Source organism: Streptomyces sp. NPDC000878, from assembly GCF_053599695.1.
In genome coordinates, this window is sequence record NZ_JBSFMT010000013.1 from 106,436 (window position 1) to 131,006 (window position 24,571).

The 24,571-nt window shown below is 72.0% G+C and carries 21 protein-coding genes; 17 read left to right on the forward strand and 4 right to left on the reverse strand.

Translation table 11 applies throughout. From position 1 onward, the window contains the following. The first annotated feature begins 42 nt into the window (after positions 1-42). The 12 genes from ACWDR4_RS14845 to ACWDR4_RS14900 all read left to right on the forward strand — a co-directional run bounded on the left by ACWDR4_RS14845 (position 43) and on the right by ACWDR4_RS14900 (position 16,338). A complete protein-coding gene (locus ACWDR4_RS14845; protein ID WP_450408409.1) occupies positions 43-2,421 on the forward strand; it encodes an MFS transporter in 2,379 nt (792 codons plus the stop codon). A gap of 210 nt (positions 2,422-2,631) precedes the next feature. Then, the gene (locus ACWDR4_RS14850) at positions 2,632-5,094 is read left to right on the forward strand and encodes a SpoIIE family protein phosphatase (RefSeq protein WP_450408411.1); all 2,463 of its coding nucleotides are present in this window, start codon (positions 2,632-2,634) and stop codon (positions 5,092-5,094) included. A 227-nt stretch (positions 5,095-5,321) separates the two neighbouring features. Then, positions 5,322-6,047 carry a methyltransferase domain-containing protein gene (locus ACWDR4_RS14855; RefSeq protein ID WP_450408414.1) on the forward strand — a complete coding sequence of 242 codons (726 nt, stop codon included), beginning with the start codon at positions 5,322-5,324 and terminating at the stop codon, positions 6,045-6,047. A 141-nt stretch (positions 6,048-6,188) separates the two neighbouring features. Continuing rightward, on the forward strand, positions 6,189-7,022 hold the full coding sequence (locus ACWDR4_RS14860) for a M55 family metallopeptidase (protein WP_450408417.1): 834 nt from the start codon (positions 6,189-6,191) through the stop codon (positions 7,020-7,022). Further along, on the forward strand, positions 7,015-8,319 hold the full coding sequence (locus ACWDR4_RS14865) for a M20/M25/M40 family metallo-hydrolase (protein ID WP_450408420.1): 1,305 nt from the start codon (positions 7,015-7,017) through the stop codon (positions 8,317-8,319). The genes ACWDR4_RS14860 and ACWDR4_RS14865 overlap by 8 nt, the downstream gene beginning before the upstream one ends. 3 nt (positions 8,320-8,322) lie before the next feature. Next, positions 8,323-10,293, forward strand: a complete 1,971-nt coding sequence (locus ACWDR4_RS14870) for a prolyl oligopeptidase family serine peptidase (protein ID WP_450408423.1) — start codon at positions 8,323-8,325, stop codon at positions 10,291-10,293. Then, the gene (locus ACWDR4_RS14875) at positions 10,290-11,216 is read left to right on the forward strand and encodes a S66 peptidase family protein (RefSeq protein ID WP_450408426.1); all 927 of its coding nucleotides are present in this window, start codon (positions 10,290-10,292) and stop codon (positions 11,214-11,216) included. The genes ACWDR4_RS14870 and ACWDR4_RS14875 overlap by 4 nt, the downstream gene beginning before the upstream one ends. 88 nt (positions 11,217-11,304) lie before the next feature. Then, on the forward strand, positions 11,305-11,559 hold the full coding sequence (locus tag ACWDR4_RS14880; RefSeq protein WP_450408429.1) for a DUF1049 domain-containing protein: 255 nt from the start codon (positions 11,305-11,307) through the stop codon (positions 11,557-11,559). A gap of 52 nt (positions 11,560-11,611) precedes the next feature. Then, on the forward strand, positions 11,612-12,163 hold the full coding sequence (locus tag ACWDR4_RS14885; RefSeq protein WP_450408432.1) for a GNAT family N-acetyltransferase: 552 nt from the start codon (positions 11,612-11,614) through the stop codon (positions 12,161-12,163). A 195-nt stretch (positions 12,164-12,358) separates the two neighbouring features. Continuing rightward, positions 12,359-13,765: an NAD(P)/FAD-dependent oxidoreductase gene (locus tag ACWDR4_RS14890; protein WP_450408435.1), complete on the forward strand. Its 1,407-nt coding sequence runs from the start codon at positions 12,359-12,361 to the stop codon at positions 13,763-13,765. Continuing rightward, positions 13,762-15,633 carry a transketolase gene (locus tag ACWDR4_RS14895; protein ID WP_450408438.1) on the forward strand — a complete coding sequence of 624 codons (1,872 nt, stop codon included), beginning with the start codon at positions 13,762-13,764 and terminating at the stop codon, positions 15,631-15,633. The genes ACWDR4_RS14890 and ACWDR4_RS14895 overlap by 4 nt, the downstream gene beginning before the upstream one ends. A gap of 33 nt (positions 15,634-15,666) precedes the next feature. Continuing rightward, on the forward strand, positions 15,667-16,338 hold the full coding sequence (locus ACWDR4_RS14900; RefSeq protein ID WP_450408441.1) for a GvpL/GvpF family gas vesicle protein: 672 nt from the start codon (positions 15,667-15,669) through the stop codon (positions 16,336-16,338). Positions 16,339-16,381: 43 nt separating this feature from the next. On the opposite strand, the gene ACWDR4_RS14905 is transcribed toward ACWDR4_RS14900, so the two are convergent. The 3 genes from ACWDR4_RS14905 to ACWDR4_RS14915 all read right to left on the reverse strand — a co-directional run bounded on the left by ACWDR4_RS14905 (position 16,382) and on the right by ACWDR4_RS14915 (position 19,046). Continuing rightward, the gene (locus ACWDR4_RS14905; RefSeq protein WP_389356723.1) at positions 16,382-16,552 is read right to left on the reverse strand and encodes a hydrophobic protein; all 171 of its coding nucleotides are present in this window, start codon (positions 16,550-16,552) and stop codon (positions 16,382-16,384) included. Positions 16,553-16,614: 62 nt separating this feature from the next. Next, a complete protein-coding gene (locus ACWDR4_RS14910) occupies positions 16,615-17,448 on the reverse strand; it encodes a class I SAM-dependent methyltransferase (RefSeq protein ID WP_450408445.1) in 834 nt (277 codons plus the stop codon). Between the two features lie 104 nt (positions 17,449-17,552). After that, positions 17,553-19,046, reverse strand: coding sequence for a phosphatase PAP2 family protein (locus ACWDR4_RS14915; protein ID WP_450408448.1), 1,494 nt, complete (start codon positions 19,044-19,046; stop codon positions 17,553-17,555). Positions 19,047-19,151: 105 nt separating this feature from the next. On the opposite strand from ACWDR4_RS14915, the gene ACWDR4_RS14920 reads away from it, so the two are divergent. The 3 genes from ACWDR4_RS14920 to ACWDR4_RS14930 all read left to right on the forward strand — a co-directional run bounded on the left by ACWDR4_RS14920 (position 19,152) and on the right by ACWDR4_RS14930 (position 21,907). Next, positions 19,152-19,811, forward strand: coding sequence for a histidine phosphatase family protein (locus ACWDR4_RS14920; protein WP_450408451.1), 660 nt, complete (start codon positions 19,152-19,154; stop codon positions 19,809-19,811). Positions 19,812-19,984: 173 nt separating this feature from the next. Then, a complete protein-coding gene (locus ACWDR4_RS14925; RefSeq protein WP_450408454.1) occupies positions 19,985-21,607 on the forward strand; it encodes an ABC-F family ATP-binding cassette domain-containing protein in 1,623 nt (540 codons plus the stop codon). A gap of 66 nt (positions 21,608-21,673) precedes the next feature. Continuing rightward, the gene (locus tag ACWDR4_RS14930; protein WP_450408457.1) at positions 21,674-21,907 is read left to right on the forward strand and encodes a DUF6158 family protein; all 234 of its coding nucleotides are present in this window, start codon (positions 21,674-21,676) and stop codon (positions 21,905-21,907) included. Positions 21,908-21,983: 76 nt separating this feature from the next. On the opposite strand, the gene ACWDR4_RS14935 is transcribed toward ACWDR4_RS14930, so the two are convergent. Continuing rightward, on the reverse strand, positions 21,984-22,397 hold the full coding sequence (locus ACWDR4_RS14935; protein ID WP_450408459.1) for a DUF2795 domain-containing protein: 414 nt from the start codon (positions 22,395-22,397) through the stop codon (positions 21,984-21,986). Positions 22,398-22,709: 312 nt separating this feature from the next. Here ACWDR4_RS14935 and ACWDR4_RS14940 point away from each other — a divergent pair, with 312 nt between their 5' ends. Both ACWDR4_RS14940 and ACWDR4_RS14945 read left to right on the forward strand, forming a co-directional pair. Then, entirely contained in the window at positions 22,710-23,504 is a 795-nt protein-coding gene (locus ACWDR4_RS14940; RefSeq protein WP_450408462.1) for an RNA polymerase sigma factor SigF, read from the forward strand. 323 nt (positions 23,505-23,827) lie between these two features. Continuing rightward, entirely contained in the window at positions 23,828-24,565 is a 738-nt protein-coding gene (locus ACWDR4_RS14945) for a hypothetical protein (RefSeq protein ID WP_450408465.1), read from the forward strand. Positions 24,566-24,571 lie beyond the last annotated feature (6 nt).

Here is a 24,571-nt window from a genome sequence, read left to right on the forward strand (position 1 = left end):
AAAGCGGGAATTGTGCGGTAGGTGCGACGAGGGGAGCGGTACATGGGCGGGATCACTCTGGTGCAGGACGGCCCGACGACCGCACCCGCGCCACCCCCGGCCGAACCCCCGCAACTGGGCCCACGCCAGGTGCGGTTGGTGTTCTTCGGGCTCATGCTCGCGCTGCTGCTCGCCGCGCTGGAGCAGATGATCGTCGCCACCGCGCTCCCGAGGATCGTCGGCGAGCTGCACGGCCTGGACAAGATGTCCTGGGCGATCACCGCGTATCTGCTCACCGCCACCGTCGGACTGCCGGTCTACGGCAAGCTCGGCGATCTCCTCGGCCGCAAGGGCGTCTTCCAGTTCGCGATCGTCGTGTTCGTCGTCGGCTCGGCGCTGGCCGGCTGGTCGCGCACCATGGACCAGCTCATCGCCTACCGCGCCCTCCAGGGCGTCGGCGCGGGCGGGTTGATGATCGGCGTGCAGGCGATCATCGCCGACATCGTGCCGCCGCGTGAACGCGGGCGCTTCATGGGCCTGATCGGCGCCGCCTTCGGCCTCGCCTCGGTCGCCGGGCCGCTCCTCGGCGGCTACTTCACCGACCATCTCTCCTGGCGGTGGTGCTTCTGGTTCAACGTGCCGTTCGGGCTGCTGACCCTGGCCGTCGTCACCGTCGTACTGAAACTGCCGAAGCCCGCCGTCAAGGCCCGGCTCGACCTCCTCGGGGCGCTGCTGCTCGCCGTGGCCTCGACCTGCCTGGTGCTGCTGACCAGTTGGGGCGGCACCGAGTACGCGTGGGGATCGCGCGAGATCCTCGGGCTCGGCGCCGGAGCGGTCCTCACCACCGTGCTCTTCCTCGTCGCCGAGCACTTCGCACCCGAACCCCTCATCCCGCTGCGGCTGTTCAGGGACTCCGTCTTCAACGTCACCGGTCTGGTGGGCCTGGTGATCGGTGTGGCGCTGTTCGGCGCCGCCAGCTATCTGCCGACCTTCCTGCAGATGGTCGACGGCGCCACCGCCACCGAGTCCGGTCTGCTGATGCTGCCCATGATGGCCGGCATCGTCGGCGCGTCGATCGTCTCCGGGCAGCTCATCAGCCACACCGGCCGCTACAAGGTCTGGCCGGTCCTGGGCGGCGCCCTGTCCGTCCTCGGCATGTGGCTGCTCTCCCGCCTCGAAGTGGACACGCCCCGGCTGCACTACAGCCTCTGGATGGCCGTCCTCGGCGCCGGCATCGGCATGGTGATGCCGGTCCTCGTCCTCGCCGTCCAGAACTCCGTGCGCCCCGCCGACCTCGGCACCGCGACCAGCGCCAACAACTACTTCCGGCAGATCGGCGGCAGCGTCGGCGCCGCGATCTTCGGCACGCTCTTCGCGAACCGGCTCGCGGACGCGCTGGAGGAGCGGCTGCCCACCGGTGCCGGGCTGCCCGACCCCGAGTCCATCACCCCGCAGCTCGTCCACGCGCTCCCCCCGGCGCTGCGCGACAGCTACATCAGGGCGTACGCCGACGCCATGCCGCGCATCTTCCTGTACCTCGTGCCGGTGCTCGTCCTCGGCCTCCTCATCGCCTTCTTCCTCAAGGAGAAACCGCTGGTGTCCCACCACACCGCCCCCGCCGACCTCGACTCCCGAGGACCCTCGACCCCCCTGGCGATCCCGCAGGCCCGGGCGCCGTACACCGCCGGAATCCCGGTGTGCGGCACCGTGCAGCACCCGGACGGGACCGTCGTACCGCGCGCCGCGCTCACCCTCATCGACGTCACGGGGGCGCAGATCGGGCGCGGTGCGAGCGCCGAGGACGGGCGGTACGCGCTGTCCACGCCCGGCGCGGGGGCGTACGTCCTGATCGCGGCGGCGGGCGGCCACCAGCCGCAGGCGGTCACCGTGACCGTCGGCGAGCGTCCCGTCGAGCTGGACGTCGTCCTCGGCGGCGCGGGGCACCTCGTGGGCCAGGTGCTGACCGCGGACCGCTCGCCGGTCCGGGACGCCACCGTCACGCTCACCAACGCGCACGGCGAGGTCGTCGCCACCACCCGCAGCGGACGCGAGGGCGGGTACGTCATCACGGAACTGGTGGCCGGCGAGTACACCCTCGCCGCCAGCGCGCCCGCGTTCCGCCCGACCGCGCTCCCCGTCATGGTGCGGGCCTCCCGGGAGACCCGCCAGGACGTCGAACTCGCGGGCGGCGCCGTCCTCAAGGGCACCGTGCGGGCCGGCGGCGGACGACCCGTCGAGGACGCGCGCGTGACGCTGCTCGACGCGGCCGGCAACGTCGTGGACACGCTCACCACCGGAGCCGACGGAACGTTCCGGTTCGTCGACCTGTCCTGCGGCGAGTACACGGTCATCGCTTCCGGTTACCCGCCGGTCGCCACGGTCCTCCAGGTGGCCGGCGGCGACCGCACCGAACGCGACCTCCAGCTCGGGCACGAGGACTGAGCCCCAGGTAAGGCCGCCGAACAAGGGTCGAACAGGGCACCGACCGGCCGGTCGGTCCGGGTCTGCCGGCGTGCGGGGCGCGCGGCCGTGCGCCGGAGCGGACCGGTGAAGACCAATTACCGGATTGCCACACATCGCGACCGACCGGAGCCGTACGGTGGTGACGACGGCACAGATCTTGCGGAGCCGTGGGAAGAAGGGGCCTGCGCCATGGACCGTGGCACCGAGACGGGCGCAACTCCCGGCCGCGGGGCCGGTGAGGGCGTACCGGCGGAGCACGCCGCTGCGGGCCGTATCCCGTTGGCCGTGGTCGTCGTCGACCGCGAAGGCCTCGTCTCGCACTGGAGCCGGGGCGCACGGCGCCTGTTCGGCGCCTCCAAGGAGGAGGCCCTCGGCCAGCCCGCTGTGGATCTGCTGCCTGTCTCCGGAGCCCTCCCCGACGACGGCGACGAGGACACCACGCCGTACGGGGCGCACCTGGCCGACGACGGCCTCGGGCCCGACCTGGAGTCCTCCCTGGACGGCCGGTTGTCCTACCCGGCGTCGGGCCGTGCCCGCCTCACCGTGCCGGGGCGCGACCGCGTGGACGTCCTGTGGTGGGCCTACCCCCTGGTGGGTCCGGGCCACGAGCGCCTCCTGGTGCTGGCCGCCGACACCGACGTACTGCGCCAGGACGACGACGTCGCCGTCGAGCGCATCGCGCCCGGCTTCGCCCTGCACACCAACTTCCCAGGCGCCGACGAACTCGCCCGCAGGCTCCCCGAGATCCTGCCCAGCATGAGCGTCGGGGAGAGCGCCCGCATCGTCGCCCAGATCCTCGAACTGGGCTATCCGGTCCTGGAGTTCAGCCAGAACGACCTGGTCCCGGTCACCCCCGACTGGGGCGTGCCCCGGCGAGCCGAGCGCAAGGCCCGCCGGGAGCGGGCGGCCCGCGCGGCGCAGACCGGCGAACCGCTGCCCGAGGACCTCCAGGACGACGTCGAGGACCTCGAGTACGCGGCCGTGCGCGAGCGGTTGGAGTTCCTCAACGACGTCAGCGGACGCATCGGCACCTCGCTCGACCTGTCCCGCACGATCATCGAGGTCAGCAAGGCCGTCGTCCCCCGCTTCACGGACGTGGCGGGCACCTATCTGCGTGAACAGGTCGTCGCGGGCGAGGGGTTCCCCGACGGTGTGCCCGACACGACGACGATGTGGCACCGGGTCGCCCTCGAACACACCGACGAACCGGGCCGCTGGGACGACGTCGTACCGGTCGGCGAGGCCATGCCGTTCCCGGCGCACACCCCGTTCTTCCAGTGCATGACCAGCGGTCAGCCCGTCCTCGTGCCGCGCATCAGCGAGCAGATGGGGCACATGATCGCCTCGCAGTTCGAGAAGCGCGACATCCGACCGCTGATCACGGGCCGCTCCATGCTCGTCGTACCGCTGAAGGCACGCAATGTCGTCCTCGGCTTCATGATCCTGCTGCGGCACCCGGAGCGCGTCGAGTTCAACGACATGGACCGCGTCACCGGCGCCGAACTCGCCGCCCGCGCGGGCCTCGTGCTCGACAACGCGCGCATGTACACCTACCAGGAGAGCGTCGCCGAGACCCTCCAGGACAGCATGCTGCCGCACATCCCGCCGCGCATGGCGGGCTGCGACATCGCCACCCGCTATCTGCCCGGCACACTCCTCGGCCGGGTCGGCGGCGACTGGTTCGACTCCGTGAAACTGCCTGGCGCCCGCACCGCGCTCGTCGTCGGCGACGTCATGGGACACGGCCTCAACTCGGCCGCGATGATGGGCCAGTTGCGTACTGCCGTCCAGACCATGGCCGCCCTCGACCTGCCGCCCGCCCAGCTCCTGCGCAACCTCGACGACCTCGCCCAGCGCCTCGGCGAGACCTACCTGGCGACCTGTCTCTACGCCGTCTACGACCCGATCGCGAGCGAGCTGCACATCGCCAACGCGGGCCATATCCCGCCCGTGCTGGTCCGTGCTGAGGACGGCCGCAGCGAGCTGCTCGACCTGCCCACCGGGGCACCCATCGGTGTCGGCGGAGTGCCCTTCGAGGCGGTACGCGTGCGCGTGGAGCCCGGCGACCGGCTCGTCATGTGCACCGACGGCCTGGTCGAGGTACGCGGTGAGGACATCGGCGTGGGCCTGGCGACGCTCTGCGAGTCCGCGGCGCACCCGGCCGCCTCCATGGACGACGCCTGCGACACGATCATCCGCGCCCTCAACACCGCCGGCGGCCGCAAGGACGACGTGGCGCTGCTGCTGGCCCGGCTCAACGGCATCGAACCCGACGACGTCGCCGAATGGCGGCTCGCCCTCGACCCGGCCGAGGCCGGCCGGGCCCGTGCCGTGGTCCGCGAACAGCTCTACGACTGGGGCCTCGACAAGCTGGTGGACAGCGCCTCACTGCTGGTGAGCGAACTCGTCACCAACGCCGTACGGCACTCGCACGGACGGCCGCTCGAACTGCGGCTCGTGCGGGGCGAGACGCTGCTGTGCGAGGTGGACGACGACGACCACAGCCTGCCCACGCTGCTCAGCGCCGAGCCCACGGACGAGTCCGGGCGCGGGCTGCGCGTGGTGAGCACACTGGCCCGGGAGTGGGGCACGAGCCGTACGGGCGCGGGCAAGACCGTGTGGTTCGAACTCACGTTGCCACGCCGACGCTGACGTTCCGGCCGAGGCCGCCCGTGGTGCTGCGTCGGCATTGTCAGTGCCCTGTGTTTGGATTGATCGTGCCACGGGGTCGGGGAGGCGTGCGAGACGCGCACCGGCGTATACCTCTCGAACGAGCAGTGAAGGTATGCGCGGTGTGCTTGTCGGCGCAACCGGGGCGCGGTAGACCGAACTGGCCCGTCACCTCGGATGGGCCGCCGTCGCACCCTGGGGAGTTGGCCATGAGCGTGTCGAGTCGGTACAGGGAGTCCTGGGAGGGCTTCTGGCGCGAGGCTCCCCACGGACAGGGGGCCGTCTTCTGGGACTCGGAGCCGATGCTGACCGCCGGCCTCCATCTCGCCGTCTTCGAACCGCACATGGCGGACTTCGAACTGCCCCTGCTGGACCTCGGCTGCGGCAACGGCACCCAGACCCGCTTCCTCACCGACCGGTTCACCCGGGTCGTCGGCGCCGACCTCTCCGCCGCCGCCCTGGACCGCGCCCGCCGCGCCGACCCGGAGGGCGCGGCCGAGTACGAACTGCTCGACTGCGCCGAGAAGACCGAGGTCGACGAACTGCACGGAAAGCTCGGCGACACCAACGTGTACATGCGCGGGGTGCTCCACCAGTGCGACGCCGACGACCGGCAGACCCTCGTCGACGGCATCGCGACCCTGATCGGACGGCGCGGCCGGGCCTTCCTGGTCGAGCTGTCGCAGGAGGCGCGCCCCATCCTCATGGGCCTCGCCCAGAGCCCCGAGGGCCCGCCGCCCAAGCTGCGCCCGGTCCTCGAACACGGCATCGCACCCGGCGAGGTGGCGGACTCGGCGGTGCCCGTGTACCTGGGCGCGGCCGGCCTGGAGATCCTCGCGAGCGGCCAACTCCCGCTCACCACCACGGAGTACACCTCGGAGGGAACCCGGGTCGTGCTGCCCTCCAACTGGGTGGTGGTGGCGCACCAGCGGTGAGGACGGCGGCCGGACGCCAGGGGCGCCACCGAGATGCGGTGGGGCCCCGGGCCGGGCCGCGGAACGCCTCCTGGCCGGGACGGAGCCCGGCGCGTAACGTTCGGACAGCGAGCCGCTGACCTGCGACGGGACTGTTTCACGATGAAGATCCTCATCAGCGCCGACATGGAGGGCGCCACCGGCGTCACCTGGCCGGCCGACGTACTGCCGGGCACTCCGCAGTGGGAGCGCTGCCGTTCGATGTTCACCTCGGACGTCAACGCCGCCGTGCTCGGCTTCTTCGACGGCGGCGCCGACGAGGTGCTGATCAACGAGGCCCACTGGACCATGCGCAACCTGCTCCTGGAACGGCTCGACGAGCGCGTCGAGATGCTCACCGGGCGCCACAAGTCGCTGTCCATGGTGGAGGGCGTGCAGCACGGCGACGTCGACGGCATCGCCTTCGTCGGCTATCACGCGGGCGCCGGCATGGAGGGCGTCCTCGCCCACACCTACCTCGCCAACTCCATCACCGGCGTGTGGGTGAACGACGTACGGGCCAGCGAGGGGCTCCTCAACTCCCATGTGGTCGCCGAGTACGGCGTGCCCGTCGTCCTCGTCACCGGGGACGACCTCGCCTGCGAGGACGCGCTCGGATACGCGCCCGAGGCACTGAAGGTCGCCGTCAAGGACCATGTGTCGCGGTACGCCGCCGTGTGCCGTACGCCCGCCAGGACCGCCGCCGACATCCGGGCCGCAGCGAAGGAGGCCGCCGCGCTGGCCGTACGGCACGAGCCCGTCGTCGGCGGGCCCTTCACCGTCGCACTGGAGTTCGATGCCGAGCATCTCGCCATGGCCGCGACCGTCGTGCCCGGTGTGGCGCGGATCGGGGAGCGGAAGGTGGCGTACACCAGCGGCACAATGTACGAGGGCATTCGTACCTTCAAGGCGGTCACGACGATCGTCTCGGCCGCGGTGGAGGAGCAGTATGGCTGAGCAGCAGGCGCTCGACGAGGTGGTGTCGTTCACCTCCGATCTCATCCGGATCGACACGACCAACAACGGCGGCGGTGACTGTCAGGAGCGCCCCGCCGCCGAGTACGCCGCCGCGCTGCTCGCCGAGGCGGGCCTCGAACCCACGCTCCTCGAACGGACCAAGGGGCGCACCAACGTCGTCGCCCGGATCGAGGGCACCGACCCCGCCGCCGACGCGCTGCTCCTGCACGGACACCTCGACGTCGTACCCGCGCGGGCCGACGACTGGAGCGTGCACCCGTTCTCCGGGGAGATCCGCGACGGCGTCGTCTGGGGGCGGGGCGCGGTCGACATGAAGAACATGGACGCGATGATCCTCGCCGTCGTCCGCGACTGGGCCCGCCAGGGCGTCAGACCCCGGCGGGACATCGTCGTCGCGTTCACCGCCGACGAGGAGGACAGCGCCGAGGACGGCTCCGAGTTCCTGGCCGCCGAACACCCGGAGTTGTTCGAGGGGTGCACCGAAGGGGTCGGCGAATCAGGGGCGTTCACTTTCCACGACGGTGCCGGACGGCACCTGTACCCCATCGCCGCCGGTGAACGGGGCACGGGCTGGCTCAAGTTGACCGCTCGCGGACGCGCCGGACACGGCTCGAAGGTCAACCACAGCAACGCCGTCACCCGCCTCGCCGCCGTCGTGGCCCGCATCGGCGCGTACGAGTGGCCACTGCGCCTCACTCCCACCGTCCGGGCCGCTCTCACCGAACTCGCCGCGCTCTACGGCATCGAGCCCGACCTGGACGACGTCGACGGGCTCCTCACCAAGCTCGGCCCCGCCGCCACGCTTGTCGAGGCGACCGTCCGCAACAGCGCCAACCCGACCATGCTGAACGCCGGTTACAAGGTCAACGTGATCCCCGGCGAGGCCGTCGCGTATGTCGACGGGCGCTTCCTGTACGGCTGCGAGGACGAGTTCCGCACGACCCTCGACGAACTCACCGGCCCCGACGTCGCCTGGGAGTTCCACCACCGCTCGGTGGCCGTGCAGGCGCCGGTGGACTCACCCACGTACGCCCGAATGCGGGCCGCCGTCGAGGAGTTCGCGCCCGAGGGGCATGTGGTGCCGTACTGCATGTCCGGTGGCACCGACGCCAAGCAGTTCTCGCGACTCGGCATCACCGGCTACGGATTCGCGCCGCTCAGGCTCCCCGAGGGCTTCGACTACCAGGCGCTCTTCCACGGTGTCGACGAGCGTGTCCCGGTCGAGGCGCTGCACTTCGGCGTCCAGGTCCTCGACCGGTTCCTGCGGACGGCCTAGCCCATGGGGGAGACAGTGCAGACACTGCCGTACGGATCATGGCCCTCGCCCATCGACGCGGCCCTGGCCGCCGAGCACGACGGGTCCCCGGAGTACGTGGGGTTCGTCGGCGACGAGGCATGGTGGACCGAGCCCCGGCCCACCGAGGGCGGTCGGCGCACCCTCGTGCGGCGATGCGCCGACGGCTCCCAGGAGCAGGTCCTGGACGCGCCGTGGAACGTGCGCAGCCGGGTCATGGAGTACGGCGGGCATCCGTGGGCCGGTGCGGTGCGCGACGGCGGGTCGGTGGTCGTGTTCGTCAACTTCGCCGACCAGCGGCTGTACTGCCTTCAGGACGGGCACGAGCCGCGTCCGCTCACGCCGTTGTCCTCGGCCGGGGGTGGACTGCGCTGGGTGGAGCCGCAGTTGAGGCTCGAACTCGGTGAAGTCTGGTGTGTGCTGGAGGAGTTCACCGGCGACGGACCCACCGATGTGCGGCGTGTGCTCGCGGCCGTGCCGCTGGACGGATCGGCGGCCGACGACCGGGACGCCGTACGCGAACTCACCGACGACCGGCACCGGTTCGTCACCGGGCCCCGGATCTCGCCCGACGGGCAGCGCGCGGCCTGGCTCGCCTGGGACCATCCGCGGATGCCCTGGGACGGGACCGAGCTGGTGGTCGCGGAGGTCGGTGACGGCGGCACGCTGAGCGGAGCCCGGACGGTCGCCGGAGGCCCCGAGGAGTCGATCGCCCAGGTGGACTGGGCGCACGACGGCTCCCTGCTGTACTCCAGCGACCGCTCCGGCTGGTGGAACCTGTACCGCGACGACGTGCCCGTGTGCCCCCGGCCGGAGGAGTTCGGCAGCGCGCTGTGGAAGGTCGGGCAGCGCTGGTTCGCACCGCTGGAGGGCGGTCTCGTCGCCGTCGTGCACGGGCGCGGGGCGACCGCGCTCGGCATCCTGGACCCCGAGACCGGCGATGTCGTCGACGCGGCCGGTCCCTGGACCGAGTTCGGGTCCACCCTCGCCGTGCACGGGGAGCGGGTCGTCGCCGTCGGGGCCAGCCCGCGCAGCGCGTACGAGGTCGTCGAGCTGGACACCCGTACGGGACGGGCCCGGGTGATCGGCGCCGCGCACCACGACCCGGTCGACCCCGTGCACTATCCCGAGCCGCAGATCCGCACCTTCACCGGCCCCGAGGGCCGGGACATCCACGCGCACATCTATCCGCCGCACCACCCCGGGTACATGGCGCCCGGCGACGAGCTGCCCCCGTACGTCGTGTGGGCGCACGGCGGGCCGACCGGGCGGGCGCCTCTCGTGCTCGACCTGGAGATCGCCTACTTCACCTCGCGGGGCATCGGCGTCGCCGAGGTCAACTACGGCGGCTCGACCGGGCACGGGCGCGAGTACCGCAACCGGCTGCGCGAGCAGTGGGGTGTCGTCGACGTCGAGGACTGCGCGGCCGTCGCCCTCGCCCTCGCCGACGAGGGCACCGCAGACCGCGCCCGGCTCGCCGTCCGGGGCGGCAGCGCGGGCGGCTGGACCGCGGCGGCCTCCCTGACCAGCACCGACGTCTACGCCTGCGGCACGATCCTCTACCCCATCCTCGACCTGGCCGGCTGGGGCTCGGGGGAGACCCACGACTTCGAGTCGCAGTACCTGGAGACCCTGGTCGGCCCGCTCGCCGAGGTTCCGGGCCGCTATCTGGAACGCTCGCCCGCCGAGCACGCGGCCGACATCGCCGCACCTTTCCTGCTCCTGCAAGGTCTGGACGACGTCATCTGCCCGCCCGTGCAGTGCGAGCGGTTCCTCGCCCGGCTCGCGGCGGAGGGACGGCAGGTGCCGCACCGGTACATCGCGTTCGAGGGCGAGGGCCACGGATTCCGGCGGGCGGACACGACGGTACGCGTCCTGGAGTCCGAACTCTCCCTGTACGCGCAGGTGTTCGGCCTCAACCCGCCCGGCATCCCGACCCTGGAACTCACCAAGTGAAGCCGCTGGTACGGCCGTCGAGGCTGGCCCCCGGGGCTCGCGTGGCCGTCGTCGCACCCAGCGGGCCCGTGCGCGAGGAGCGGTTGCAGGCCGGGCTCGACATCCTGCGCGGCTGGGACCTCGACCCCGTCGTCGCACCCCATGTCCTGGACCGGCACGGGGAGTTCGACTATCTCGCGGGTACGGACGCCGACCGGGCCGCCGACTTCCAGGCCGCCTGGTGCGACCCCGCTGTCGACGCCGTTCTGTGCGCCAGGGGCGGCTACGGCTCTCAGCGCATGATCGACCTGCTCGACTGGGACGCGCTGCGGGCCGCCGGGCCCAAGGTGTTCGTCGGCTACAGCGACATCACCGCGCTGCACGAGGCCTTCGCGGTCCGCCTCGGGCTCGCCACCCTGCACGGACCTATGACGTCCGCCGTCGACTTCCTCAAGAACGCGCGGGCGCAGGAACATCTGCGGGCCACACTGTTCGACCCGGAGTCGGTACGGGTCATCGACGCCGCGGCGGGCTCCGCGCTGGTGCCGGGGCGGGCCCGGGGTGTCACCCTCGGCGGCTGTCTGGCCATGCTCGCCGGCGAGCTGGGCACCCCGCACGCCCGGCCCGGTGCGCGCGGCGGGCTGCTCATGATCGAGGACGTGGGGGAGAGCGCGTACCGCGTCGACCGGACCCTCACCCAGCTCCTGCGCACCGGCCGGCTCGACGGCGTCGCCGGGATCGCGCTCGGCTCGTGGGAGCGGTGCGGTCCGTACGAGGGGCTGCGGGCCGTGTTCGCCGACCGGCTCGGCGGGCTCGGGGTGCCGGTGGTGGAGGGCTTCGGGTTCGGGCACTGCGAGGGGGCGCTGACGATTCCGTTCGGGGTGGCCGCCGAGTTGGACGCGGACGCGGGGACACTCACGTTGGAGGAACCGGCGCTGCGGTGAGCGGAGCGCGCGTCGGCCTTCGGCGCCCTCACCCGTCCGGCGTACCTCCGGGCGCGCGGGAAGCCCGGGATCGGCCCATGCTGGCTGTATGAGCCCGAAGACCTCCGAGAGCGGCGGCAAGGCCGGTGGCGGGACTGGTGGTGCGCGGGGGCTGCTGACGCCCGTCAGGGTCGCCGTGGGGGCGCTCGCCGTGCTTGCCCTGATCTTCATCTTCGAGAACACCCGCGCCACCAAGATCCGCCTGCTGATCCCCGAGGTGACCATGCCGCTGTGGATGGCGCTGCTCGGCACAGCGGTCATCGGCGCCCTCTGCGGGGCCTACTTCATGCGGCGCCGCCAGTAAGAAAGGGTGCAGGTGGGAGCGGTGAACAGGGGCCTCGCGTAGGGTGTTCCGGGTGTCTGAACGCCGTGGATTTCTCGCCGAAGGGCCCCGCGTGGGCATACGCCCGTTCACCTATGAGGACGGTGCGGAGTTCATCGCCCGGGTGCGGGAGAGCAGGGAACTGCACCACCCCTGGCTGGCTCCGCCGACGAGCCCGGACGCCTATGCCGCGTACGCCGGGCGACTGATCGAGGACCCGACCAAGGCGGGGTTCCTCGTGTGCGAGAAGGACGACGGTGGTGCCGTCGCCGGGTTCATCAACATCAACAACATCGTCCACGGCGGCTTTCTGTGCGGGGCCCTCGGATACGGGGCCTTCGCGCACGCGGCCGGGCGGGGGCTGATGGGCGAGGGGCTCGATCTCGTCGTGCGGTACGCGTTCGGGCCGCCGCTGCGACTGCACCGCCTGGAGATCAACGTGCAGCCCGGCAACACCGGCTCGATCGCCCTCGCCCGCCGCTGCGGCTTCCGGCTGGAGGGCTTCTCCCCGGACTTCCTCTACATCGACGGCGCCTGGCGGGACCACGAGCGGTGGGCGATCACCTCGGACCTGCTGAAGGGCTGAGAGCTCCGCTGGAAGGCTGGTGCGTTGCCTGCGGGTACGTCGTGGCTGGTCGCGCAGTTCCCCGCGCCCCTTTGGGGCGCGGCTGACGTTTGGGGGTCCTGGCCAGGGGGACGCGGAAGGTTCCGTACGGATGCTCGTAGTGGTGTTCGTGCGGGTGACCGAAGGCTGTACGCGCGACCTCGTCGGAGGCGAAACGTGAGTCGATCCCGCATCCTGATCGTCGGCGGCGGCTTCGCCGGGTACCAGACGGCCCGCCACCTGGCCCGGCTGACCCGGCAGAAGGCCGACATCACCCTGCTGAACCCGACCGACCACTTCCTGTATCTGCCCCTGCTGCCCCAGGTCGCCACCGGTGTCCTGGAACCCCGTCGCGTCACCGTCTCCCTCCCCGGCACCCTCCGCGATGTGCGCCTGGTGCTCGGTGAGGCCGAGGCCGACGGCATCGATCTCGACGCGCGCACCGTGCGCTACACGGACCCCGAGGGCGGCCACGGCACCCTCGGCTACGACCGGCTCGTCCTCGCCGTCGGCAGCGTCAACAAACTGCTGCCCGTGCCCGGCGTCGCCGAGAACGCGCATGGCTTCCGTGGCCTGCCCGAGGCGCTGTATCTGCGCGACCACGTGACCCGGCAGATCGAACTGGCGGCCACCGCCGACGACCCCAAGAGCTGCGCCGCCCGCTGTACGTTCGTCGTGGTGGGCGCCGGCTACACCGGTACCGAAGTCGCCGCGCAGGGGCAGCTGTTCACTGATGCGCTGGTGCGCAAGCAGCCCCTGCGCGAAGGCCTGCGCCCACGCTGGCTGCTCCTCGACGTCGCACCGCGTGTCCTGCCCGAGCTGGACGAGAAACTGTCGCGCACCGCCGACCGGGTGCTGCGCCAACGGGGCATCGACGTACGGACGGGAACCTCCGTGCAGGAGGCGACGGACGGTGGAGTCCTGTTGTCCGACGGGGAGTTCGTCGAGTCGCGCACCCTTGTGTGGTGTGTCGGGGTTCGGCCCGATCCCCTTGTCGAGAGCATCGGCTCGCCCCTGGAGCGCGGGCGGCTCATCGTCGACCCGTACCTCCAAGTGCCGGGCCATCCCGGGGTGTTCGCGTGCGGGGACGCCGCCGCCGTGCCCGACCTCAACAACCCCGGCCGCGGGGGGTCTGGGGGGACTCCCCCAGAAAGGCACAGCACCGGCATGACCGCGCAGCAGGCCTGGCGGCAGGGCAAGGTCGCGGCCCGCAATGTCGCCGCCTCGCTCGGCATCGGCTCCCGCCGCGCCTACCGCCACCACGACCTGGGGTTCGTCGTCGATCTGGGCGGGGTCAAGGCCGCCGCCAACCCGCTCGGCGTCTCGCTGTCCGGGCCGCTCGCCGGTGCGGTCACCCGCGGCTACCACCTCGCGGCGATGCCCGGAAACCGGGTACGCGTCGCGGCGGACTGGCTGCTGGACGCCGTACTGCCGCGCCAGGGCGTGCAGTTGGGGCTCGTACGGTCCTGGTCGGTGCCGCTGGACACGGCGTCCCCGGAGCTGGCGCGAGTGCCGGAACAGTCCCCGGCGCGGGCTCCGGAACAGTCCGAGGCAACGTCCGAGGCAACGGAAGGAAAGTCGTGAACACCGTCGAACCCCTGCCCAGCACCGCCGAACTCGCCGAGCTGGGACAGCAGTTGCGTGTCGACAGCGTTCGGGCCTCGGCCGCCGCGGGCTCCGGGCATCCGACCTCGTCCATGTCCGCCGCCGACCTGATGGCCGTACTCCTGGCCCGTCACTTCCGCTACGACTTCGACCGCCCGGCCCACCCCGGCAACGACCGCTTCGTCCTCTCCAAGGGGCATGCCTCGCCGCTGCTCTACGCCGCCTACAAGGCAGTCGGTGTCATCGACGACGCCGAACTGCTCACCTTCCGTACGCTCGGCAGCCGGCTCGAAGGGCATCCGACGCCCCGGCGGCTGCCGTGGGTCGAGACGGCCACCGGGTCGCTCGGCCAGGGGCTGCCCGTCGGCGTCGGGATCGCGCTGGCCGGCAAGCGGCTCGACCGCACCGGGTACCGCGTGTGGGTGCTGTGCGGGGACAGCGAGCTGGCCGAGGGGTCGGTGTGGGAGGCCGCCGAGCACGCCTCGTACGAGCATCTCGACAACCTCGTCGCCATCGTCGACGTCAACCGGCTGGGGCAGCGCGGGCCGACCCGGCACGGACACGATCTCGACGCGTACGCCCGCCGGTTCAAGGCCTTCGGCTGGCACACCGTCGAGGTCGACGGACACGACGTCGAGGCCGTCGACCGTGCCTACGGCGAGGCCGAGTCCACGACCGGGCAGCCCGTCGTCATCCTCGCCCGCACCCTCAAGGGCAAGGGCGTCGCCTCCGTCGAGGACCGCGAGGGACTGCACGGCAAGCCGCTGCCCGACACCGACGAGGCGATCGCCGAACTCGGCGGCCCGCGCGAGCTGCGCGTCCGGCCGCCCGAGCCGCGCGCCGCCCGGGCCCTGCACGCCGTACGGGCCGGAGACCTCGAACTGCCCCGCTGGGACAGGGGAGCCGAGGTCGCCACCCGGGACGCCTACGGGCAGGCGCTCGCCGCGCTCGGCCATGCGCGGGGCGATGTCGTGGCCCTCGACGGCGAGGTGAGCGACTCGACGCGCGCCGAGGCCTTCGCCAAGGAGTTCCCCGACCGGTTCTTCGAGTGCTACATCGCCGAACAGCAACTGGTCGGCACCGCCGTGGGGTTGGCGTCGCGCGGCTGGACACCGTACGTGTCGACGTTCGCGGCCTTCCTGAGCCGCGCGTACGACTTCCTGCGGATGGCGGCGGTCAGCGGGGCCCGGATCAACGTCGTCGGCTCGCACGCGGGCGTCTCGATCGGGCAGGACGGGCCCTCCCAGATGGGCCTGGAGGACCTGGCGATGTTCCGTGCGCTGTACGGCTCGACGGTGCTGTATCCGTGCGACGCCCACCAGACCGCGCAGCTCGTCGCCACGATGGCGGGCCTCGACGGCATCGGCTATCTGCGCACCTCGCGCGGCGGGACACCGGTGCTGTACGGGCCCGGTGAGGAGTTCCCGATCGGCGGCAGCAAGGTGCTGCGGACCGCCGGGTACGAGGACCGGCTGACGGTGGTCGCGGCGGGCGTGACCGTCCACGAGGCCCTGTCCGCCGCCGACGCGCTCGGCGCCCAGGGCATCCCGGTCCGGGTCGTCGACCTGTACTCCGTCAAGCCCGTCGACCGGGTCACCCTGCGCCGGGCCGCCGAGGAGACCGGCTGTCTGCTCACCGTCGAGGACCACCGCGAGGAGGGCGGCATCGGCGACGCGGTGCTCGACGCCTTCCTCGACGGACGGCCCATGCCCCGCCTGGTACGCCTCGCCGTCCGTACGATGCCCGGCTCGGCGACCCCCGACGAGCAGCTGCACGCCGCGGGCATCGACGCCGACTCGATCATGGCGGCGGGCCGGCTGCTCGTGGAGGAAGCGATCACGCCGTGAGACGTGGACGGGGACGTGGACGGAGGAGACCCCATGACCGGACTGCGGTACGTGTACGCCGTCTGCCGTCCCTTCGACGCGGCCCTCCAGGCCCAGTTGACGGGGGTCGCGGGCGCTCCGCCCAAACTGCTCACCCACCACGGTCTCGTCGCCGTCGTCAGCACGGTGCCGGAGGCGGACTTCGCCGAGGAGCCGCTCCGGCACCGGATGGCGGACGGCGACCGGCCGCCCGCGACCGAGCGGGCCCACCACGCCGTGATCGACGCGCTGACCGCCGTCACGACCCCGCTGCCGCTACGGCCCGCCACCGTCTTCCGGGACGACAGCGCCGTACGCGTGATGATCGAGGAACGCGAGGACGACTTCCGGCGCGCTCTCGACCGTCTTGCCGGGCGGGTGGAGTGGGGCGTGAAGGTGTACCTCGAAGAACGCGAAATGGACGACGAGAGCACACGGCGGAACGCCGAGGTGTTCGCCGGTCGATTGCACCGCGCCCTTTCCCGGCACGCTGAGGACCACCGGTTGTACACGTCGTCGAATCTGTTCGACGCGGCTTATCTGGTGACGCGCGAGGATTCCGAACAATTCGTGGAACTGGTCGACCGGACAAACAGTGACGTTGACGGTCCGAGGGTCGAACTCACCGGCCCCTGGGCCGTCTACTCCTTCTTCGGAAGCGGCACGGGTCGCGGCCCGAGGACCTGAATCAGGTCCTCGGGCCGCAGGGCTGAATCTTTATCGGGACCGGCTACCAGCGATACCAGCGGCCCCTTGATCCGCTCGCGCTCGTGCCCCGCACCAGGAATCCCAGGAGCCAGACGGCGAGCACGATGATTGCGATCCACCAGAGAATTTTCACCGCGAATCCGGCACCGAACAGAATCAGGGCCAGAAGCAGTACGAGCAGAATGGGAACCATAGTGTCGAACCTCCTGCAGACCGGGTTTCCCGAAATCCGCGACTCAGACATCGGTCGCCGAATCAGACGGCCTTCCGGCAGAGAATCTCGCCGTGCGGCACGGTGAACCAGGCGTCCTCCCGGCGCCCCCACTCCCGCCACGCCTCCGACACCGCCCGCAGTTGCTCCGCCGTCGCGAGGCCGCCCTCCGTGGCCCGGTCCGCGTACGCCGACGCCAGCGTCCGGTCCGCCCACAGACCGCTCCACCAGGCGACCTCGCCGGTGTCCGCGAACGTCCACGTGCTGGACGTGGCCGTGATGTCGGTGAGACCGGCCCGCAGCGCCCAGGACTTCAGCCGGCGCCCCGCGTCCGGCTCGCCCCCGTTGGCGCGGGCCACCCGGCGGTACAGGTCCAGCCAGTCGTCCAGGCCCGCCGACTCCGGATACCAGGCCATGGCACGGTAGTCCCCGTCGCGGACGGCGATGTACCCGCCCGGCTTGGTGACCCGGTGCATCTCGCGCAGCGCCCGCACCGGGTCGCCCACGTGCTGGAGCACCTGATGGGCGTGGACCACGCAGAACGTGTCGTCCGGGAAGTCCAGCGCGTGGACGTCCGCGACCGCGAACTCCACGTTGCCGAGGCCCCGTTCGGCCGCCGTGGCCCTGGCCCGGTCCAGGATGTCCGGCGCCCGGTCGACGCCGGTGACCTGTCCGTCGGGGACCAGTTCCGCCAGGTCGGCGGTGATCGTGCCGGGACCGCAGCCGATGTCCAGGATCCGCATGTGCGGCTTCAGCGAACCGAGGAGGTACGCGGCCGAGTTGGCGGCGGTGCGCCAGGTGTGCGAGCGGAGCACGGACTCGTGGTGCCCGTGCGTGTAGACGGCGGTCTCCTGCGGCTGCGACTGCGGCTTCGACATGACCGTGCCCCTTCTCGTCTTCTCGGCTCGTCCTCCCTCACCGTACGCAGTCGTGCCGAATTATGAGACCCGCGTCTTGAAGTGTGGACGACGGGATCAGGTGGTCAGCTCTGGTCGAGCGGGCGGTAGACCGTCAGCGCCTCCGGGAGCTTGTCGAGCGTCACCCCGCCCGTCACCTCCGTGACTTCGCCGTCGTACGCGAGGAGGGTGCCCGGCGTCACGTCGTCCACGTGGAGACGGTGGACCCGGACGCCCGCGTGGGCGGGGGACCGGGTCAGCGGGCCCGCCACGGCCGCCGCCAGGAGGCGCAGCGCGGGCCGTCGGCCGCCGTGCACCACCCGTACGTCGAGCCGTCCGTCCGCCAGGTCGAGCCGGCGGGCCGGCACGAGGCCCAGCCGGTGGTAGGTGCCGTTGCCTGCGAACAGCAGCCACAACGGGCGGGAGCCGCCCTGGAGTTGGGCTTCCAGGGGATGACTGTCGGTGCGCAGGACACGTGCCGCCGCGACCACCCCGGCCGGCCAGCCGCCGATCCGGTCCGACCAGCGCTCCCGTTCGCGCACCAGCTCCGGATAGACGCCCAGGCTGCATGTGTTGAGGAAGACGCCCTCCTGCTCCCCGGACCGGAACCGGCCCACGTCCACCCGCACGGCCTCGCCCTGCCGCACCGCCCGGCCGACGTCCTCGACGTCCGCCACGCCCAGGTCGAGCGCGAAGTGGTTGAGCGTGCCGCCGGGCAGGACGGCGAGCGGCTTTCCGTGGCGCAGGGCGATCTCGGCAGCCGTGTTCACCGTGCCGTCGCCGCCGCACACCCCGAGCACCCGGCAGCGGGCCGCCGCCTTCTCCAGTTCCTCCCGTACGTCCTGCGGCGCGCACTCCACGATCTCCGCCAGCGGCAGTACGTCGCCCAGCGACCTGGCCCGGTCCGCGGTGGCCGCCGCCGTGTTCGCCACCAGGATCAGCCCCTCGCCGTCGGGCAGCGCCGGGGCCGTCGCATGCGGCCGGGCCGGGGGCACGGACTGGTCGCGGGTCGGCACGAGCCTCCGTACGGCGAACGCGGCGCCCGCGCCCAGGGCCGCGCCCGCCAGTACGTCACTGGGGAAGTGGACGCCGGTGTACACCCGGGACATCGCCACCGAGAAGGCGACCGGCGCCACCACCGCCCCGAGGCCCCGGGACTCAAGGGCGACCCCGGTCGCGAAGGCCGCCGCCGATGCCGCGTGACCGGACGGGAACGATGTGGTGATCGGCTGCCGCTTCAGCTGCCTGGCCAGCGGTACGGGGTCCAGGACGGGGCGTGGACGGCGTACCGAGCGCTTGCCGACCGTGTTGATCGTCGCGGAGGCCACCGCGAGGGAGGCGAGGCCCCGGACGGCGGCCCGGCGGGCCCTGGGGCTCCCGGTGGCCGCCAGAGCAGCCGCCGTCGCCATCCACAGGACGCCGTGGTTCGCACTGCGGCTCAGCCTCGGCAGGACACGCTCGGCGCCCGGCCAGTGCCGGGTGGCGGCGGTCTCGAACAACCGGGAGTCCAGATTCAGCAGGTACTTGCGCAGGGCGTGGCGGCCGGGCAGTGGGACGGTGAGGTCGATGTCTGCGGTCATGACGCTCTGGGTACCCTGAAGTGAGCCCTTTTGTCTTGTCGAACGCGTCGGTTGTACGTGTTGTGGGGCTTGTCGCAAGTGTCGTAGGGCGAGAGGAAAACCCGTATGCGTCTGCTCCTCATCCGGCACGGTCAGACCCCGTCGAACGTGTTGTATCTGCTGGACACCGCGGTTCCGGGGGCCGGACTGACCGAGCTGGGGGAGCGGCAGGCCGCCGCCCTGCCGGAGGCGCTCGCGGGCGAGGACATCGACGCGCTGTACGCGTCCACCCTGATCCGTACGCAGCTGACCGCCGCCCCGCTGGCCGGGGTGCGCGGCCTCGACGTACTGGTGCGGGACGGGATCCGGGAGGTGGCCGCCGGCGACCTGGAGATGCGGGGCGACCCCGAGGCGGCGGATCTGTACATGACCACCGTGTTCGCTTGGGCGGGCGGTGAGACGGAGCTGCGCATGCCGGGCGGGGAGAACGGTGTGGAGGCGCTCGGGAGGTTCGACGCGGTGGTGGCGGAGGCCGCCGACAGTGGGGTCGGGACCGTTGCCATGGTCAGTCACGGTGCCGCGATCCGGATGTGGGCGGCGGCCCGGGTGGACAATGTCGACGTGGCTTTCGCTGCCGAGCATCGGCTCGACAACACCGGTGTGGTTGTCCTGGAGGGGTCGCCGGTGGATGGGTGGAAGGCGGTGTCCTGGGCGGGGGCGGTGGTGGCTGCGGCCGGGTCCGGTGAGAGTGGGCCTGCTGGAGAGCTTCTGGGCTCCGCTGGGTAGGTGGTTCTTCGGCTGCGGGTCGGTGGGGGCTGGTCGCGCAGTTCCCCGCGCCCCTGTCGGGGCGCTGGTGTGGACCGGAGTCGGCCAGCACCGTTTGCCTGGGCGTCCATACCAGGGGCCCGTGCGTTTATGGGTTTGCCCGGGGTCACGGTCGGACCGCAGAATGCGGTCTCATGGGACATCTGGAAGCGGCGCACCTTGAGTACTACCTCCCCGACGGGAGGGCGCTGCTCGGCGATGTGTCGTTCCGGGTGGGCGAAGGGGCCGTCGTGGCCCTGGTGGGGCCCAACGGGGCCGGGAAGACGACCCTGCTGCGGCTGATCTCCGGTGAGCTGAAACCGCACGGCGGGTCCGTCACCGTGGGTGGCGGGCTCGGTGTGATGCGCCAGTTCGTGGGGTCCGTACGGGACGAGACGACCGTACGGGATCTGCTCGTGTCGGTCGCCACGCCCCGGATCCAGGAGGCCGCGAAGGCCGTCGACGTGGCCGAGCACGGCATGCTGACCGTCGACGACGAGGCGGCCCAGCTCCAGTACGCGCAGGCTCTGTCCGACTGGGCCGAGGCGCGCGGCTACGAGGCCGAGACGCTGTGGGACATGTGCACCACGGCCGCGCTCGGGGTGCCGTACGAGAAGGCCCAGTGGCGGCAGGTGCGCACGCTGTCCGGCGGTGAGCAGAAGCGGCTCGTGCTGGAGGCGCTGCTGCGCGGCACGGACGAGGTGCTGCTGCTCGACGAGCCGGACAACTACCTCGACGTCCCCGGCAAGCGGTGGCTGGAGGAGCGGCTCGCGGAGACGCGGAAGACGGTTCTCTTCGTCTCCCACGACCGGGAGTTGCTCTCCCGGTCCGCGCAGAAGATCGTGTCCGTCGAACCCGGTCCCGCCGGTGCGGACGCGTGGGTGCACGGCGCCGGGTTCGCCACCTATCACGAGGCGCGGGCCGAACGGTTCGCGCGCTTCGATGAGTTGCGCCGGCGCTGGGACGAGAAGCATGCCCAGTTGAAGAAGCTGGTGCTGAACCTCCGTCAGGCCGCTGAGAACAGCCCGGCCATGGCGTCGAGGTACGCGGCCTCCCAGACTCGGCTGCGCAAGTTCGAGGAGGCCGGGCCGCCACCCGAGCCGCCGCGCGAGCAGGACATCACCATGCGGCTCAAGGGCGGCCGGACCGGCGTAAGGTCCGTCACCTGCAAGGGACTTGAGCTGACCGGCCTGATGAAACCCTTCGACCTGGAGGTCTTCTACGGCGAACGGGTCGCCGTCCTAGGCTCCAACGGCTCCGGCAAGTCGCACTTCCTGCGGCTGCTCGCCGGTGACAACTCCGTGAACCACACCGGTGAGTGGAAGCTCGGCGCGCGGGTCGTGCCCGGGCACTTCGCCCAGACGCACGCCCACCCCGAGCTGGAGGGCCGTACGCTCCTCGACATCCTGTGGTCCGAGCATGCGCAGGACCGGGGCGCGGCCAGCTCCCGGCTGCGCCGCTACGAGCTGACCGCGCAGGCCGAGCAGCGCTTCGACCGGCTCTCCGGGGGCCAGCAGGCCCGCTTCCAGATCCTGCTCCTGGAGCTGGAGGGCGTCACCGCGCTGCTGCTGGACGAGCCGACGGACAACCTCGACCTGGAGTCCGCCGAGGCCCTCCAGGAGGGTCTTGAGGCGTTCGAGGGGACGGTCCTCGCCGTCACCCACGACCGCTGGTTCGCTCGTTCGTTCGACCGCTATCTGGTCTTCGGCTCCGATGGGCGGGTCCGGGAGACCCCGGGGCCCGTGTGGGACGAGCGGCGGGTGGAGCGGGCCCGCTAGGGGCTTCGCTCGTGCGGCCAGGGGTACCCGGGCCGTATCGAACGACTCGACGAGTGGGGTGCCACCATGACCGGAGTCGACCCGGGCCGACTGGACGACCAGCAGCTGATGAAGGAGCTGGAGACGATCCACCGGACCCGCCACGACACGCTCCTGCACGGTTCGAACGACGCCCTGCGCACCCACAACGCGCGCATGGCGGGGCTGGAGGGCGAGTACCTGCGCCGCCACCCGCGCCGCCCGGTCGCCGCGGGCCGCACCCGCGAGGGTGCCCGGGACCGGGGCTGCACGGAGGACTGAGCATCGGCACGGGGGACTGAGCATCGGCGCCGCATGGTCCTCGGTGTCCCTGTCTCGGTTCTGCGGCCCGGTGCGGTCACGGTTCGCGCGGGTGTGACTCCGGGTCGCCGCTCACGGTGCCGCCGCTCACGATCGCCTCGGCGAGCTTCTGTACGGAGGCGTAGCGGGCGTTCCTGGGGAGCTGCTCCAGGGGCTCGACCAGGGTGTCGGGGGCGTGGCCGGCGCGCAGAAGGCCGCGCAGTTCGCGCGGGCCGGCCGGGAAGGACGTACGGGCCAGGAAGCGGGCCAGTTCGAAGCGCACCGTCTCCAGTCCGGCCGGGGAGCGGCCGGGGGCCACCGGGCCGCCCGCGATCGGCGGGTCGTCCTCGGCGGAGGGCTCCGGGTCGTGCCACTCCTCGGTGCTTGTGGGGTGGCCGGACCTTAGCAGGTCCTGGACCTGGTGTTTCATCTCGTCGTCGCGATGGGCGCTGACGCGACCGCTGCCTTGCATGACTGCCTCCAGAGCTTCGGGGGTGCCCGCCGCGTACCCGAAGATCCGGTGCCGACACACCGCCACGCACCTCATCGGGGCCGGCACCCGCGCGACCCGCGCGCAGTCGTTGTCCGACGAGTCACCAGGTGTCGTCCTCGAAAACCTGTTTGGTACGCATAAGGCGGGGCAGCCGCAACATCAGTGCTTCGGACAGGAGGCACGTCCGTGGGAGCGGTGTACCGCCGCCCCGGGTGTGTCTGTCCGGGCTGGACGCACGCTTCCACGGTGACCGTCCATCCCAGAGCACTTTCGAGGGAGTTGGGACGCACCATGCGCACCCAAGTGAGTCCGAAGCGCCATCCCCACCATGACGCCCCCGACACCGCCGAGTCGTTCCGCAAGCTCGCGGCCCTTCCCCCGGGCCAGCAGCGCGACACACTGCGCGAGAAGATCGTCGAAGCCTGGCTGCCCATGGCCGACCGGCTCGCGGGCCGCTTCCGCAGTCGCGGCGAGAACATGGACGACCTGCGCCAGGTGGCCGCGTTGGGCCTGGTCAAGGCCGTCGACCGCTACGACCCCGCACTCGGGAACGCCTTCGAGAGCTACGCCGTACCCACTGTCACCGGTGAGATCAAGCGCCACTTCCGCGACCACATGTGGACCCTGCACGTCCCGCGCCGGGTCCAGGACCTGCGCAACCGCGTACGGTTCGCCTCCCAGGACCTGGCGCAGACCATCCCGGGCCGCAGGCCCACCATCGCCGAGATCGCCCAGCACGCCGACATGAGCGAGGACGACGTCAAGGCCGGCCTGGAGGCGCTGGAGAGCTTCACCGCGCTCTCCCTCGACGCCGAACTGCCCGGCAGCGACGACGGATACTCCCTCAGCGACGCCCTCGGCGCGGCCGACCCGGCCCTCGACACCGTCATCGACCGCGAGGCCGTCAAGCCCCGGCTGCGGGCACTGCCCGAGCGTGAGCGCGCCATCCTCTACATGCGGTTCTTCGGGGACATGACCCAGAGCCGTATCGCCGAGCAGCTCGGCATCTCCCAGATGCACGTCTCCCGCCTGATCAGCCGCTCCTGCAACCGGCTGCGGGACCAGGTCATGAAGGACGCCGCCTAGCTCCGCCGGTTGTGGTGTTCGCCGCGGGCCGGTGGGGGCCGGTCGCGCAGTTCCCCGCGCCCCTACGGGCGCGGACACCGCGGCCCTTCGTGCTCGTCCATGGCCAGTGTGATGTGGCGGGACATCATGTCCGCCGACGTACGGGTGTGGGTCGGCACGGACAGACGTGGCCGGGCACCAGCGGGCCGGCCCGTCACCCGCTCGGGCGTGTCTGTCCCGCGAATGGTGTCCGGCCGCGCGCGCCCCGCGCCCCGGCGGGCTGTCATGGGGGTGCGGGGCATCACCCGACGTGCTCCGCAGCCGCCGCTCGAAGGAGCCCAGCCATGCGCCGCACCGCCCGTGCCCTGTCTGTCGCCGCCGTAGCCGGTGCCGTCCTGGGCACCGCCGCCTCGGCCGTGTCCGCGGACGCCGCCGGGGAGGTCAGCCCGGGCACCGTCGGTCCCGGCGGCACCGTCACCGTCTCCGTGGCCTGCGAGGCGACCGGCGGGACCCCGCCCGCGTCCATCGACGCGCACTCGCAGGGCTTCGAACTGGGCACCGTCCAGCTCCAGCAGGTCCCCGGCAACGACGACCTGACGGCCGGCCCCGCCTACAGCGGCACGGCGAAGATCGCGCCCGACCTGACCATCGAGGGCGACCAGAGCGCCGGCGCCCCTGCCTCCGAATGGTCCGCCGACGGTACGTGTCCGGGGCAGGACGGGGGGCAGGGCAAGGCGTGGCAGGCGACGTTCACCGTCACGCGCGACGGCACCGGCACCTGCGGCACCGAGTCGTACGGCGTCGCCCCCCAGAGCAGCGGCGTCCAGAGCAGCGGCTTCCAGGGCGTGGCCTCCTGCCCGACCCACACCCCGACGCACATCCCCACGCACGAGCCCACCCACATCCCCACGCACCCCGCCGAGCCCACCCCCGCCCCGGTGCAGCGCGGGGTAGAAGCCGGTCAGGGCGGCGCCTTCACCGACTCGGTGCCCGCGCTGGTCGCCGGGGGAGTGCTGATCACGGGGGCCGCCGGGGCCGCCGTACACCGGCTGCGCCGCAGGGGCACGTCCGCGCGCGGGTGACCGGGA